Below are 16848 nucleotides of genomic sequence, written 5' to 3' on the forward strand. Positions count from 1 at the left end.
GATAAAAACAGAAAGGTGTAGCTATCCGCAGTGGTAGCTACACCTTTCTGTTTTTGAATGGGGATGTGTCATTATTCACCACAGAGTAATACAGAGTCCCATAGAGCGAACTTGATCTATTAATAACTACTGAATATTTATCTGTGTAAATCAGTGTAATCTGTGGTGAATACGAGTTCCGGCACACCCCATTTCGTCCGGTTGCCGGTTTATAATGAATGATCTGCCGGCACCTCTTTCCCCGACCAGGCTTTCAAGTTGGTCCATTCGGCGGGAGGAGCTGACCAAAAGGCATCGTCAGCAGGTAATCCCAGTGGTAAGAACCCGGTCAGACACAGATAAGTACTTCCCGTATTGATGTAGCTTTCCGACATTCTTATCTGATTACCGGAGAAACCTATCCTTAACCAACCGTTTGCGTCAAAATTGTCGGCTGACCGAAACTGATTTTCAATGACCTTGGTCATTGCACAACGTACTTGGGCGGGAGTAATATGTTCGGGAAGCAGATGTAGTAGGGCAGCTTGCCCTAACGCATGAAATACTCCGGTACGATACACGATAGACCGTCCGATTACCGGATAAGTTCCTTCCGGTGAAATAAACCGTTCCAGCTGTTCGGCATAGCGTCCCAAGCGTTTCTGCTGTACTTTCAGAAATTCAGCTCCCGGCATCCGGTGCTTTTGCATGACGATTAATATGTCAGTTAGCATGGGGTGAATCACAAAGCTGTTGTAATAATCGAGATGGAAGTCAGCCCCGTCACCGTATTGGGCATCTCCCTTATACCAAAGATCCCTGAACTTGCGTACTCCGTAGTTAAGGCGTACCGTGTCGCACTCACCGGTGAATTCTTGCAATGCAGCCTCTATGATAGAGGCAAACAGCAACCAGTTGCTTTCGTTGGGTTTAATGGCACGGCTTCGCTTCAACTCCGTTACTACCCGCTTGCGGGCAGATGCAGAGAGATTACCCCATAACTGTTTGGGGGCGCGCAGCAATCCTTCTGCCAGGAATGCGGCATCTACCAAGGGCTGCGAAGGTTCTCCGAAAATCAGGTAATCGGGTGAGGAGGGGTTAACGGCATTGCTGATTCCTTTTACAGTCAGTTCAATGTATTTCTTGCGTAACTGTCCTTCCGGCGTATCGTCCGCTCCCAATTCCAGCCATGGAGCCATGCCGCAAACTGTACGTCCTACTGCTTCCAGATAAGAGAAACGTTGCCGGTCGGGGGCAAGCGATTGGTATGGCATTCTTTTCTTCAGTGTTTCGTTAGCCAGATTACTGAGTACCGGATCGGCCAGGCGGACAAGTGTCTTTACCCAGACATCCCGGTCGGCAGTTCCTGGCCGGCACTGTGCCCAAAGACAGGGGACTGCCGGCCATCCTCCGGCCAGCAATCCCCATACAATAATTAAGATGATCCGTTTCATTGAAGCGATCCGTCTTCTTTATATTCCACTATCACTACGTCCGTAAGTGGCTTTTTCCCCGGAGTAGTTACACGGATGATATTTTCTCCTGCCTTCAGTTTGACACCTTTCCATACAACTGTTGAGTAAGTGTCTGCTTTTTGTTTGCCACAACTGACACCGTTTACAAACAGTTCGGCTTCCGGGGCAGTGGTGAATGCCATGAAAGTCTGCTCCGGTTGGTAGCGAAGCCTGCATCGCTTCTCTGCCAAGTAAATCATCGGCTCCTGTTTGTTCCAGTTTGCTTTATAGAAGTAGTAGGAGTCTTTCTTCACCTTTCGGTCGAAGGTGACGAGACCTTTGTCATTGATACCCGGGCGGTCACCTTCCGTACGATGGGCAGCGCCGAAGTCGAACATGTTCCAAACGAATGTACCCCATACGAACGGACGTTCGGCTATGATTTTCCAATTCTCCATATGATAGTAGGTCTGCCAGTTCTCAGGGTGCCACCATCCCGAAGCGGACGGTTGCCTGAGCGAGTCCTGCTGGTGGTAGATACTGGCTCCTGCCCCGTATTCACTGATGCCGATACGTATTTCGGGATATTTCTCGTGTGTACGGTCCAGAAAGCTTGCCAATGTTTTCGGAGTACTTCCATACCAACCGTCGTAACGGTTCCAGGCAATGTTATCGGTAATGAAGTTCAAATCACCGTTCTGGTTGCTGGCGGAAGTTGTCGGACGGGTAGGGTCTTCCTGTTTCGCCAGTACATTCAGTTCTTTGATATACTCTACAGGATTGTCCCCGATTTCCTTCAGTTCATTGAACAGGCCCCAGAAGCAGATAGAGGGATGATTGTAGTGCTGGCGAATCAGTTCGATGAGTTGCTGTTTGCCATTCTCACGGAAGGAAAGCTGGTTGACAAAACCTTTATCCGCATATCCTCCGGGACCGACAAACGGAATCTCAGCCCAAGTGACGATACCGTGCCGGTCCATCAAATCGTACATATAAGTTGCCTGCGGATAGTGTGCCAGGCGGATGGCGTTGACTCCCATCTCGCGCATCAGTGCCACATCTTCTTCATGATGCTGGGGACGGAGTGCGTTACCCACTTCGGCACGATCCTGATGGCGGCATACCCCATGAAGTGGTAAATGCTTGCCATTCAGGAAGAATCCTTGAGCCGGATCGGTATGATAATAGCGTAGACCTAATGGCTGTGTTACACTGTCGATCTGTTTACCGTTCTTGTGGAGGCTGACAGTGACCTGATACATAAACGGGTCTTCACAACCATTCCAAAGACGCGGTTTTTGAATCAGTAAAGGAAGCTGTTCCTGAATATCGGTCCCCTGTTTCAGCGATATGCTCCGGTTTTCTTTGCAAATCACTTTAGAGCCGTCCGTCACTTGGATCCGAAGTTCGGCCGCTCCATCGGTTGCCCGGTTGGACAGGTTCACTTTGGCACATACTTTTGCTTCTTGGGCGCTGACGGCTTCCTGAACCAGATAAACTCCTGGTGAAGCATAATCCAGAGGCGAGATGCAAGTCTCGTCCGTAATCAGCAGATGTACATCCCTGTAGATTCCCCCGTAAAAATTGAAGTCGCCTACGAGTGGCATTATGTCCAGTTGCTCACCGTTATTGGCACGTACCAGAATGGAGTTCTTTTCTCCGTATTTCACTAAGTCTGTGATTTCGAATATAAAGGCCCCGTATCCGCCCCGGTGTTCGCCAATGTGTTTGCGGTTGATGAACACGTTGGCTACACTGTTCACACCTTCAAAGCGAAGAAACAGGCGCTTGCCTTTCCATTCGGGACGAACATATAGAGCTTTTTCATAGTTCCCGATACCCCGTTTGTAGTCTGTTTTGCCGGCAAGCGCATCTTGTGCATTCCAGGTGTGCGGCAGGTCTACCCTGCGGGTGTCTCCCTGTACCTGATGCGAGAAACGGAAATTCCAGTTATTGTTGAGTAGAATATCCTGACGCTGGGCGTGAAGGGAGAGAGAGAAGAGAAGTAGGAGAAGAAAGGGGCTTAAACCTTTTCCTCGGCCCCTCCGCCATAAGGAGGGAAAATAGTTACATTTCTGCTGTTTCATATGTTCTTGATTATGTATTGATTAATGATGTTATTATTGAGATCATCTGTATTTCCCTATCCGTTTTGTAATACGTCCGCTTTCTCCGGTCCGCCCGGTTCGGGAGTTTCTTGTGGGTGAATCACATCGAAATAATAGATGCCTTGTTCCTTCAGATAGTCCAGGAAGGACGGCAACCGCATGCAGAAACGGCTCCAGTCTTTTGCGCCGGGTGAAGTCCATGCCGATTCTGCCAAGGCTATCAAACGCGGGAAGGTCATGAAATCCAGTCGTTTGGCATCCGCGATCCGTTCGGTCCAGAGTGTGAACTGCATACCCAGTATCTGATCTTCGTATCCTTTAAAGAGATGACTGACCGGTTCGGGAAAAGCGTAGACATCTTGCAACGGATTGAATCCATCCCAATAGCGTCCCACTTTATGTGAGGCATCCTGTACGAAATCGCCATACAGTGGACGGCGCGGAGTCAGCACTACCTGATAGCCCTGTTCAAGCGCTTTCAGCAACTGGTACTTGCGGTCGTGACGCCACCACATTACCAGTGCTTTCGAGGGGGAGATACCGGCATCCACTATTTCGTCCCAACCGATCATCTTCTTGCCTTTGGCTGCTACCAGATCGGCGGCACGGCGGATGAAGTAATGCTCCAGTCCGGTTTCATTGGCCAGCCCTTTTTCCTTTATGAAGTTCTGGATATCCGGATCTGTGAACCAGTTCTGGTTACCATAGTGCACTTCGTCACCTCCGATATGGATATAGGGAGCCGGAAAGAGAGCGGTTATTTCATCGAGCACATCGCTGATAAAACGATAAGTTTCTTCTTTGCAAGGATGGAATGTGAAATGCTTCCAGCGTCCTTCACCTCCCCCCGATACCTCCGGATAGGCACGGCAGACTGCCGTGGCATGTCCCGGCATATCGAACTCCGGAATCACCATAATCTGGCGTTCGGCTGCATAGGCCACGATCTCCCGAATGTCGTCCTGTGTATAGAACTGCGGAGCTGCTTTGGCATCATGCCAATTACCGACGGCTCCTATCTCCGTCAGCTTAGGATATTTCTTGATTTCAATGCGCCATCCTGGTTCGTCTGTCAGATGCCAGTGGAATACATTGAGATGAAGTCTCGCCATCAGGTCGAGGTATTGTTTTACTTTCTCTTTGCCGAAGAAGTGGCGGCTTTCATCGAGCATAAATCCGCGCCATGCGTAGCGTGGCGAACTGTAAATCCGGCAACAGCGGATTTTGCCCCGTCCGTGCTGTGCCAGTTGTCTGATGGCCTGGCCGGCATAAAATGCGCCTTTCTCAGAAGTGGCATCAATGAAGATAGAATCCGGCGTAATTTCCAGTTGATATGCTTCATCCGAATATGCTGTACCGATGGCAGGCAGAGACTTAGAGATAGTAGTTCGTACACACTTAGCCGAAATTTCGTCATAAGAGAATGTGCCTTTATGTGTCTCTATCGTAGAAGGAGCGGGGAATAGCTTTTGTGCTTGTAAGCCTTGAAAAGCAAATAGAGCAAGAAGAAGAAATTTTATTCTCCCTCTTGCTGTATTATGAATGAATAATGGTCTGTTGGTTCGTTTCATCCTATGTCTTTAACTTGTTAGCATTCTTTTTTACTTAAATACTTCCATTATAGGCCTTCCGATCCATACTTGTGGCTGTTTCAGTTTGAAAATGGCAGCCACGGTAGCGGCTACGTCAAACTGCATCATGCTGGCCTGAATCTCATGCCCTTTCCTGATATTTTTCCCCGAGATGATGAACGGAGTCTGCATTTCCAGCATTGTTTTTCCTCCGTGTCCTTTATTGATTCCGCCATGGTCGGATGTTACTATAAAAATCGTTTCATCCAGCATTCCGGCTTCTTTCACCGCGTCAATCACTTTGCCGATGTATCCGTCTATTTCTTCAAGCTTCTGGTAATAAGCCGGTGTGTCATGTCCTTCCTTATGTCCTACATGATCCGGATTATCCCAAGCGATAAGTGTCAAAGCCGGCTTTTTCTCTTTAATATACTTCACGGCTGTTTCGCATAGTTCCGTAGGATGTTTTTCGTAGTTAATCCCTTGGTTGTATTTGTTTACTGCCAGCGTATCTACCAGGTATTTGATGCCGATCCATTCGTAGAGAGTGCCAATTTCAGCTTTCGGGTCAGCTTCGCGGAGCAATTGGAATACAGTTGGAAAAATGCCATCTTTACTTAATTCTTTCGAAGGAAGATCCGGAGTGCTTGAATTCCAAGTCGTGTATCCGTGTAGCTCCGGGCCTGCTCCCATGAACATAGATGCCCAGTTCACTGCACTGGACGAAGGGAGTACAGAGCGTTTGGTCAGTGTGTAAGAACCATCATTCATTAATTGTTTGATATGGGGAATATTCGCTTTCTCTACACTGTAGGAACCCCAGCCGTCCAACCCAATCAAGACTACATGTTTGGCTTTCCACTTGCTGCCGGCATGGCAATTGGGAACTATCGTTAATAAACAGATAATTAAACAGGCTAATTTAAACACTTGTGTTTTCATGATACTTTTTTATAATAAAATTATTTATCTAAATCTTTTCTACGCTTCAGGGCTTCCAGAAAGTAGTAGTCTGCATAGTTCAGAGGTACGTCGATTTCACTATTATGCGGAATACTGCCTACGCTATGCATCAGGATAAAATTGCCGTTAGTGCCCAATGTGGCCCGATAGTCAGGTGAGGCGAGACTATGCATGATGCGGTCTGAATATTCCCTGTAGGAAGCGGCATCGGGGACGTCATATGTGCTGATCTCGTACAGGGCAGAAGCGATGCAGGATGCGGAAGAGACGTCCCGGGGTTCATCGGGTATATTGGGTGCGTCCATGTCCCAATAAGGTATCAGGTCTTCGGGCATGTGCGGATCATTTTTCATCCTATTGAATGTTTTCAGTGCCTGATCCAGATATTTGCGGTCTTTCGTTTCACGATAGCAAATAGTGAAGCCGTAGATGGCCCATGCCTGTCCGCGTGACCAAACCGATTCATCAGCATATCCTTGTGCTGTTTGTTTATGGCGTACGGAGCCGTCCGAAATATTATAGTCCACTACGTGATAGCAACTTCCATCAGGACGGAAATGCTCGGAAAGAGTACGGTCGGCATGTGCTACGGCTACTTTATGGAAAGTGGAATCACCGGATAGTTTGGTTGCTTCGAACAGAAGTTCCAGGTTCATCATGTTGTCAATGATAACCGGACATTCCCAGCCTCTTTCACTTTGCCAGCTATTACCCTTTACATCCCAGCTTTGAATGACTCCGGCATTGGGGCGGAAACGCGTACAAAGTGATTTGGCTGCCTGTACCATTACGTCTTTATATGCAGCTGTATCGGGAGCGAGCCTCAGGCCGTTACCAAAACTGCAATTAATGATGAATCCTATATCGTGATGCCAAGTCAGGTGCTCGGCCGGGCGGATGGCTTCAGTATATTTTCTGGCCAGTGGGAGGTAGCTGGTGTCACCTGTCAGTTCGTACAGATACCAGATGCTACCGGGAAAAAATCCACTGCGCCAATCGGCATATCCGCAGTAATATACAGATCCATCTCTATTGAGAGTTACAGGATTGAGACATTTTCCGCTGGCCTCGATGGTGTCGATGGCCAAACCGAGTTGTGCTTTGGCAAATTCTACATTTTCTGTTATAAAAGACGGTACTGTGGGTTTGTGGCTTGAGCAAGCCACACATATCATTGCGCAGGCTGCTCCCAATAAGGGTTTTAAGTTCATGTTTTATTGTTTTTTTATGGTAAAAGAATAATTTCCTGTTTTATGAATGTTTGTTGCTGTGAGTGTAATGCGACAAATCGATTTACCCCATACATTGGATAGCCGGGGATCTGTTAGTGGGATTATTTCTGTTTTCACATCGAACAGTTGTTTATCATATTCTATGACGGCTTTCTTTCCTTTTACTTCCAATTGAATTTTTCCCGATATTTCCGTACACACCTGCCCCCATGTCATGAAATTGATTTGATTGGGCTGTTTGGCTGTCTTCAGACGGAAAGAATCTGAAATCCGTAATTGTCCTTTCTGAAGTGAATAGGAACGTATCCATGATTCCACTTCTGCTTCGGCCGGATAGGCTGTCGCTATATTGGCTGTGAATGTGTTTTTCCTTTTGTCAGCTTGTACTTGTGTTGCTTTATATGTTGCTCCGTATTTCTGGGGGACGCCATTAATCAGGGGGAGATTGTGATAATTGCTCTGCATGGTCCAAATGGTGTAGCGATCCTTGCTGAATGTCTGGCGTGTATAAGTCCCTACTCCGGCATCAATAAGAAAAGGAGTTTGGTCTATCCAAAATGAGAAGGTACCTGCGTCATTATGATTATGGCTTTCGTCGTTATATCCTCCTTTAGCGGCCAGGAAGTTTCCTTTATTGTCAGTTATATAGCAGAATTCGGTTTCCGGATACCAGGAGAATGGGGGAGTGAGATGTGCCGCTTGAGTTTCTTTTAGTTCGTTCGCAATTTTTATAGCAGCAAGCGTACGGTATATATCGCGTCCGGAAGGAAGCTTATTGGTGTTAATCATAGCAGCGAATCCTTTCATTTCGTTACTGTTTACAGCCTTGCCATACCGGAATATCAAGGGAGCGTCTCCACTGCTTTTCGCCGAGGCATCAGCGAAATTAACCACCCATCCTTTGCCCACGTATGAACGTGATATATATTCGCCCATATTCTTTATCATGGGATTATCGAAGATGGAGACAGTTCCTCCGGTAACGGCTGACAGTAATTCCAGATAATCAAACATTTTTCCTGCGGCATGTCCCCAGTAGGAGGGACCTTCCTCACATGCACCGTCGGTATGGGTATAGTTGATGAATTTATCTACCGAAACCATACTGCGGTATACTGCCTTCGCTAACATTTCTTTATCATTTTCAAGCAGCATAAAACACATTGAGGCGTTGCTGTTACACCAAGGATTCCAGTTGTTGACCATCATTCCCGGTTTATAGTCCACTGCCATCCACCAGAAGTGATCGTTATTCATGTAAGGATCCAGTATACGCTGTTGGAGCGTATGCCGTAAACGTTCGGATATGGCAGGATTGAGTTTGTCAAATTCTTGATGCATGTAATAATAGGTCCATGAGAGTAAAGAGCCCAGGTCACCTGCTGTCAGGTCTATGATGTTTTCTTTAAAATCGGGTAGTGAGCGGTGAGACTGTTGTGCATTCAAATGGGCGGCCAATGCCCAGGAAGTCATCTCGCAGGAATGATATACACCGTTGATCAACTGATCGATAAATCGTCCTTTCCCTTCTGCGAGTTCAGCGAGTAGCAGGTCGGCTATGGCATTGTTATTGTTGGCGAAGGGAGTTTCCATAACGCTACGGTTGCCGCTGCGTTCAAATTCCATATAATCAGTAGCTTTCACAACCTGCCATTGATAATTCAGCTGCTTCTCTCCGCGAAGGATACATTCATTCTTGAAAGAGCCTAAAAAAGTGTCCCATCCGGTTCGGTCGGTATAAGCAGGATAAGTGACCCATTGTTGATTTAATATAAGCACTTCCTGCAAACTGCTTACGCTGGCTTGTTTTTGAAGATAGTTCCGTTCTGTATAGCTGAGGGCTCTTACAGTACAGCATAGCAAGAGAGTGAATATTAATAATTTCTTCATCGTAATAAAATTAAGATTTTAACGTAGGCAAAGTAACAAAATTTATTGCTATTTCATCTTACTAAATGGTTCTTAATGCTATATAAATTTTCTATTTTAGTTGGATATTTGAGGGAGTCAATCCTCAAAAGAGGAAAAGTCGATAAGAGAGTTTATTTAGAACTTTCTTTTCAGATGGAATAGAGGGCGTGTGTCGAAACTCATCACAGAAGACACTGAGTAACACAAAGTGAATTTTAAGTCATTGATTATCTATGTTGATAATCTGTGATAATCCGTGTAATCTGTGGCGAAAAGAGTTTTGACACACCCCTTTGGTTTATAAGAATCAGTAGCTTAAACGTATTTGTTTAATTCCAGCCCGAGTTCTGAGTCAGTGATTTATTCATATCAGTTTCATGTTTTGGGATTGGCCATACATAATATTGGTCTCCTCCCCATGTATAAGGATAGGTGACAGTACCCCATACATCTTTCATCCCGGCTGTACCATCAGCATTATTAAACTTACTTTCTTTCCATGTTTTCCAACGGAGTTCTTCGTAAAAGTCAACCCCTTCACCCGCTGTTTCCCAGCGGAATTCATTCTGGATGCGAATGCGCATATCTTCCTGTCCCTGGACCATAGTGGCAGTATTGCTGTTCAACAGTGCAACACCGGCACGTTGGCGTACTTTATTCAACCATTCGATGGCCTCGTCGGTTTTACCCTGCTCATTCAATGCTTCAGCCAATCCTATGACGACAGTTGCGTAGCGGATAATTGGCAGGTCAATCGGAGATTGTTCGCGATTGGTCATTTCACTTGAACCTTCGGCAACAAATTTGCGGAACAAATAGTATAAATGGCTCTGGGTGTCAGTGCGTAAGTCATAAGGATAATCGGTGTCGGCACCATAATAAGGCCAGCGTGAAGTGAAGGTGTGGTCTACGCTGTTTCCGGAACCATCATATGTAGCATATGGAGTGATGACAGTCTGGGCTAAACGAGGATCTCGGCTGTCATAAGCAGCTTTAATACGGGCCTCGTTTCCTGCCGGCAGATAGAATGCTTTTGCCTTGTCACTCAGCTTTTCCAGACGTCCGTCTACTTTTGCTTTTATTTTTTTTACCATATCGTCTAATGCCTCTTCCGTACCGTCAAAGCCGATTTCGCGATACTGTGCTTTTACTGTTGCCGGATCAGTATTACGCAAGAAGAATACTTCACGGTCTTTAATATCTAAGCTTGAGAACCCCGGAATGTATTCATCCCAGTTAAATTTACTGCCGTCTATATTTTCGTAGGTTTCTACAAAATCCACACTGGCCAACATGGTGTTCCAGCAAGAACCAAATGTAGTACGGCCACCATAACGGAAGCTCATGGAATTTCCGTAAGTGCTGCCATTGTTATCGATACACTGCAAAGAGAAGATAGCTTCATCACTCTGTTCATTAGCTTCCTTGAAGAGTTGCTTGTAACCATCCTGAAATAATGAATGTCCCAATTCACCTACTTTACGGAAATCTGCTTCCGCCTTACTCCATTCTTTGGTCCACAGATAGATTTTGCCACGCAGTGCATAAGCCACTGATTTGGTGACATGACCCCATTCTGCTTTACCGGCAGCGATACGGTCGGGGAAATTCGGATCGTTTATTGCGTCGGTTAAATCTTGTATGCAGAAATTCCATATATTCTCTTCGCTTTCACGTGGTTTGTCTGCTTGATCAAGTTCCATAGGCGTATTATAATAAGGAACACCCCTGAAGACTGCATTCAGTTTGTAATAATAAAACGCACGCAATACTTTTGCTTCGGATAATAATTTGCCTTTTACGCTTTCACTTATCGGTGCGTCGGGTAGATGTACAATGGCATCATTGGCACGATAGATACCTGCATAATGTTGTTTCCAATAGTCTGAGAATATTCCGGAACCGATAGAAGCTGTACCGGCCAGCAGTGGATAATCGTTGTCGCGGCAGGTTGCACCCACGCTGAATGCCTCCATTAGATAAGCCTCTTTTGCCACATACCCTTCGCGCAGGGTGGCGTAGATAGAGGCTACTCCCATAGTACAAAAGTTTTCATTACTCCACATACTGCCCGATGATGCTTTATCATATGGCTTTGTGTCCAGTAAATCTCCCTGGCAACTGCTTATAGCAATTGCTGTGGCTGTTAATATGAATAATTTATTTAATAGTTTCATAAGATTTCAAGATTTATTTAGAATGTTATATTGGCACCTATTGCAATTGTTCTAAACGGAGAATAGCCCATACCGGTAGCAGATTCCGGGTCTTGGCCTTCAAATCCGGTAATTGTCAGCAGATTTTCAGCTGAAACGTAAACACGTGCATTCTGCATAGCGATTTTTGAAACCCAGTTTTTCGGTAGAGTATAACCTAAAGACAGGTTCTTCAATTTGATATAATCACCTTTGTATAGCCATAAAGTTGTATTTCCATGACGATTTTGTACATAGCCGTCTATATAAGCCATACGCGGATATTTCGCATTGATGTTGGTACGTGGATCATCCGGATTTTCGGGATTGTAGAAATAATGGTTTTCGGCAATCCGTTGTGCGATGGTGCTACCCCATTCTGTAGATGCGGCATTATAGCCAGTGGTTGCTCCCCAGTATATGCTGAATCCGGCAGCTCCCGCCCATACCATAGAGAGGTCGAATCCTTTCCATGCGGCAGAGGCCTGAAAACCGAAATTGTATTTGGGCTTATTGGATGTTTTTTGGAAAGTATAGTCGTTATCGTCACCATATACTCCATTATTATTGGAGTCGGCATAGATGTAATCACCATACCAGATCTTGTTTTTGGCAACCGTCTTGCCTGGTTGAAATTCATATCCGGCTGCGATCATGTCTTTTACCCATGTCATATCTTTTTCTGTACGGATCATACCGGTCTTAGGTCCTCCTTGAGGATTTACGCTGCCATCCGCATTGTAGTAAGAGCCATTGCCATGATAAACGTTCCGTAAATAGTATTCATTCATCATGCGGCCTTCAACAATGGGGGTTGTGCCACCACTGGACACTTTACCGATATTATCTTCCCATTTACCTCCGGTCAGTTTGTTACTCGGATCTTCTACCCATGTTCTTTCATAAGAGCCGTTATAGGCATCTATATTGCTTTTGTTGTATGAGAAGTTGCCGTTAATGGAGTAGCTCACCCCTCCTATGTTATCACGCCATCCCAGTGATAACTCAACTCCCTTATTGCTCACTTTGGCGAGGTTCTGACGGGGGGCAGTCATTGTTCCGAATACATAAGGAATAGTTGGGCGGTATAAGATACCGTCGGTTTTCTTCTGATACAGGTCGGCACTTATGCTCAGACGGTCCTTTAATAAATTAACATCAACACCAAAGTTGACAGAGGTGGTAGATTCCCATTGCAGTAAGCTATTGGCGATGGCACCCATATACAGTGCAGAATTTAAGGCATTTCCAAATACTGCGTTGGTGGTACTGTATACCGACATGTATTCGTAGTTACCAATTTCAGAGTTACCTAATTTACCCCAGGATGCACGGATTTTCAGGTTATCCAGCCAGGCACGGGTATTTTCCATGAAGCTTTCTTCTGAGATGCGCCATGCACCTGATAAGGAAGGGAAGAATCCCCAACGATGATCTTTATGGAAGCGTGAGGATCCGTCATAACGGAAATTCGCCTCAAATAAATACCGGGAATTATATGCATAGTTCACGCGTCCGAATACAGAACGTGTGGCATAATCCTGGGTTGCACCTTTGGTACTTGTCATTTCGGTTGCTTCATCAAACTGGTTCAGTGATTCGTCGATCAAGCCTTTCTTTGCGGCATCTACAGTATAGTAATTCTTGTAGAATTCCTGATAACCTAACAATGCGGATACATCGTGTTTCTGAGCAAATGTGTGATGGTAGTTTAACAGGTTTTCCAATGTATAAGAATAATTGGATTCATAACCGAAACTTGTGCTTAATTGAGAAGGAGGAGTGATACCATCGACAATTACCCCGTCACTGAAACGTGTCTGATAAGCGGGTACTCCCCATTGGCGGGTTTCGTAGATGTAACGGTTGTAATTGAAGTTGAAATCCCAACTTAGATCTTTAAAGAACTTGACCTTACTAAACAGGGTCGTGTTGAAACGGTTGTAGCGTTTGAAGCCATCATTCCGTGCCAGTTTATATAGTGGGTTATTGGCTGTTGCACGTTCGTCCGGACATTCCGGGTAGCCGAAACTTCCGTTCCATTCGGGATAAGTACCGGCTGTAGATTGTCGGAGGAAAGTATTGGCATTGCTAAAGTCACCCACTTCACGGTCCATTTGTGAGGCATAAGTGCGCGTACCTAAAGTCAACCATTGAGTTGGGTTGGCTTCAATATTGGCACGTACAGAGTAGGTTTTGTTGGCTGTATTGTCTACAATACCTTCATTATCCTGATAACGGGCTGACAATAAGAAACGAATTTTGTTGGATCCTCCTGAAACCGAAAGATTATGTTCGTGTATCATACCTCCTGAGTATAGCTCTTTCAGCCAGTTGGTATTTGGGTATGCGATGTAATTAGGAACACCGTTTTCGTTTACTCCATTGGGATCTTTTGATTTCTCTCTCCACAAATCGATATACTTTTGGTCAAAAAGAGTTCCGGAGCCAACATTTTCGCAAGATTCGTTCATTAATTCCATATAATCCGCATAGTTGCTCATAGTTTCTATCATGCGTGTCGGGCTGTTGAAAGAGACGCGTCCACTATAGTTTACCTGTATCTTGTCGCGATCGCCGCTTTTTGTTGTGACTAAGATGACTCCGTTGGCAGCACGGGCACCATAAATAGCACAAGAAGCTGCATCTTTTAGAATAGAGATATTTTCTATATCCTGAGGGTTAATGGCATTCAATGAACCTTCCATGCCATCGATGATAATCAAAGGTGAGGCATTATTCATTGTACCGTTACCGCGTACCCGTAGGGTTGTGTTATCCTCTCCCGGCATTGCCGAGCCCGAACTGGCTTGAAGTCCTGGACTTAGACCGGCTAATGCCGAAGATACTGTGGTAATGGGGCGTGATTTAGTTTGTTCTTCAAAATCAACGGAAGATACGGCACCTGTTAAATTTGCTTTCTTCTGTGTGCCATACCCTACCACTACCACCTCGTCGAGTGTTTTGCTGTCTTCTTCCAGTTGGATGTTGAAAGACACTTGGTTGCCACTTACTTTGACTTCTTTATTGAGATAGCCGATGTAAGAGATTTGTAGTGTTGCGTTGGACGGTACTTCGAGACTAAACTCTCCGTTCAGGTTTGTGATGACGCCAATAGTTTTATTACCTTTTACAATGACGTTAGCTCCGATAATCGGTTCTCCATTTGCATCTTTTACAATACCTTTAATCGTTCTGTGCTGTTGGGGGACTGCTGTGATCGCATCTCCGTTTTCAACTGTTTCTTGTGAAGAAACAGCCCAGGCACTACCGCTTAAAAGCATTATTAACGATGTACTTACAAGTACCCTTTTAGAAGATAAGGGTAGCAAATGTAATTTGCTTTTTCTCATAATACTTTAGATTGAGTTAATAAAAGTGTTAAATACATCGCAAAACTACGGTAACTGATCTGATCCGATGTGATACTTTTATTCTCAATAGGGGCACTAATTATTCAGAGCCTATTTGGAAGCTGTCCTAATCTGTGTTTTCCATATGGTTTTATGTACAAAATTTTGTGATAAAATGCTAAATTGAATAGGGATTTTGGGCATAATTTGTTCTTTTTCATGATCCGTATACTATTAAACTTTACAAAAAACAAATGAAAGAATCGGACTATGTCGTGAAGCAGACCTCTCTATGCTATTTTTGTTCGCAGTATAGGCACTAATTGTTCTTAACTCAGTAGAAGTTCCAGAAGAACTTTGGCGATGTCGCTGGAGAAAGAACGTATTGAAAAGGAACATATTGAAGAAATGAATCAAGCTAAATTACGATTCTTTACCAACGTGAGCCATGAGTTCCGTACTCCTTTAACTCTCATTATAAGTCAGGTAGAACTTATGTTACAGAAGAATACAATACCTCCATCTTTGCACAACAGTATTTTCAGGATAAGGAAGCATGCCCAACAAATGAAACTCCTAATCTCAGAATTACTTGACTTCCGGAAATTCGATCAAAACTATATCCAATTAAAACTATCGGAACAAAGTCTGAATACATTTTTGGAGGAGGTCTATCTGTCTTTCTCAGCTTATGCCTCTCAGAAGTCTATTTCTTATCATCTGAAGCTACTGGAGCAGGATGTATTTATTTGGATAGATGACTGGCAAATGAGAAAGGTTCTGTTTAATTTGCTTTCGAATGCTTTTAAACATGTTCCGGATAAAGGAAAAATAAATATATTGACCTCTACTACGCCGGATCAGGTAATTATTGCGGTTAAAGATTCTGGAAATGGCATTAGTAAAGAAGAACAGGAGCGGATATTCGACCGTTTTTATCAGGCGGACAATCGGAATAAAGCGATTCATGTTGGCACTGGTATCGGGCTCGCATTAACGAAAAGTATTATTCAGCTACATCATGGTACAATTGAGGTAGAAAGTGAGTTAAATGAAGGAAGCTGTTTTATTGTGAAGTTGCCTAAAACTCGTGCTTGTTTTGAAAAGGATACTGAAGTCGTTTTTCTGGAATCTCCAGAAAAAGAGCCTATGATACAAGAGAGTACCATACCGGATGAGAACTTTATGGAAAAGGATGATTCTATGTTCGAAACTCCCTTGATAGATGGGCGGGAAGGGAAACGGAAAGTTCTGTTGGTAGAAGATAATGTGGAACTTCTGCATGTACTCAAAGAAATATTTTCATCACTTTATCAGGTGGTGACGGCAGCTAATGGCGAGGAGGGATTAAAACAGGCTTTTGCAGAAGTTCCCGATTTGATAGTGAGTGATGTTATGATGCCGGTAATGACAGGAACGGAGATGTGCCTGAAAATAAAGAATAACATAAACCTGTGTCACATTCCGATTGTATTGTTGACTGCACTTGACACTGTAGACCAAAATATTGAAGGACTACGTCGTGGGGCAGACGACTATATCACCAAGCCATTCAATGCAAAAATCTTAATAACCCGTTGCAATAATTTGATCCGTAACCGCTTGTTGATGCAAAGCCGTTTTGCTAAAGATCAGATTTCGGAAGTCAACCTGTTGGCTGCTAATCCGATAGATAAAAGTTTCTTGGATAGAGTAATCAAAGTGGTAGATAAGTATGTTGATAATGAGGATTTTGATATTGGTATATTATGTCAGGAACTTGGAATGGGACGGACGTTGTTGCACACAAAATTCAAAGCATTGACAGGAATGACACCCAATGAATTTATTCTAAATCACCGATTGAAAAAAGCATCACTGATGTTGAAGAACGAACCTTATTTGCAGGTAGCAGAAATATCCGATAGGTTAGGTTTCGGTTCTCCGCGCTATTTCAGTCGTTGTTTTAAAAACCAATATAACGTTACTCCGATGGAATATCGCAAAGGAGCTAAACAGGAAAATCTTAAATGACCTAAGTTAATAACATCTGAAAGTAAATTTATGCTCGTAAAGAAACTATTTAATCAATATGGACTCATG

The 16848-nt window shown here is 44.3% G+C and carries 9 protein-coding genes; 1 reads left to right on the forward strand and 8 read right to left on the reverse strand.

Annotation, left to right across the window (positions count from 1 at the left end):
• Positions 1 to 209: 209 nt before the first annotated feature.
• From DBK98_RS05900 to DBK98_RS05935, 8 genes are all read right to left on the reverse strand, one after another.
• On the reverse strand, positions 210 to 1433 hold the full coding sequence (locus tag DBK98_RS05900; RefSeq protein WP_032536779.1) for a DUF2264 domain-containing protein: 1224 nt from the start codon (positions 1431 to 1433) through the stop codon (positions 210 to 212).
• Entirely contained in the window at positions 1430 to 3520 is a 2091-nt protein-coding gene (locus tag DBK98_RS05905; RefSeq protein ID WP_032536778.1) for a glycoside hydrolase family 2 TIM barrel-domain containing protein, read from the reverse strand. The genes DBK98_RS05900 and DBK98_RS05905 overlap by 4 nt, the downstream gene beginning before the upstream one ends.
• Positions 3521 to 3576: 56 nt before the next feature.
• A complete protein-coding gene (locus tag DBK98_RS05910) occupies positions 3577 to 5112 on the reverse strand; it encodes a beta-N-acetylhexosaminidase (protein WP_032536777.1) in 1536 nt (511 codons plus the stop codon).
• A 30-nt stretch (positions 5113 to 5142) separates the two neighbouring features.
• Positions 5143 to 6054, reverse strand: coding sequence for an alkaline phosphatase (locus DBK98_RS05915; protein WP_032536776.1), 912 nt, complete (start codon positions 6052 to 6054; stop codon positions 5143 to 5145).
• A 20-nt stretch (positions 6055 to 6074) separates the two neighbouring features.
• Complete coding sequence (locus DBK98_RS05920; protein ID WP_032536775.1) at positions 6075 to 7286, reverse strand: glycoside hydrolase family 88 protein; 1212 nt, start codon at positions 7284 to 7286, stop codon at positions 6075 to 6077.
• Between the two features lie 3 nt (positions 7287 to 7289).
• Positions 7290 to 9197 carry a heparinase II/III-family protein gene (locus DBK98_RS05925; RefSeq protein WP_032536774.1) on the reverse strand — a complete coding sequence of 636 codons (1908 nt, stop codon included), beginning with the start codon at positions 9195 to 9197 and terminating at the stop codon, positions 7290 to 7292.
• Between the two features lie 350 nt (positions 9198 to 9547).
• Positions 9548 to 11395, reverse strand: coding sequence for a RagB/SusD family nutrient uptake outer membrane protein (locus DBK98_RS05930; protein ID WP_005779141.1), 1848 nt, complete (start codon positions 11393 to 11395; stop codon positions 9548 to 9550).
• Positions 11396 to 11412: 17 nt separating this feature from the next.
• Positions 11413 to 14766 (reverse strand): TonB-dependent receptor, encoded by a 3354-nt coding sequence (locus tag DBK98_RS05935; protein WP_005811985.1) that lies wholly within the window; start codon positions 14764 to 14766, stop codon positions 11413 to 11415.
• 363 nt (positions 14767 to 15129) lie between these two features.
• Between DBK98_RS05935 and DBK98_RS05940 the strand changes: the two genes are divergently transcribed.
• Positions 15130 to 16779: an ATP-binding protein gene (locus DBK98_RS05940; RefSeq protein WP_022012545.1), complete on the forward strand. Its 1650-nt coding sequence runs from the start codon at positions 15130 to 15132 to the stop codon at positions 16777 to 16779.
• Positions 16780 to 16848: the final 69 nt, after the last annotated feature.

Source organism: Bacteroides sp. PHL 2737, assembly GCF_004115325.2.
Lineage (GTDB): Bacteria > Bacteroidota > Bacteroidia > Bacteroidales > Bacteroidaceae > Bacteroides > Bacteroides hominis.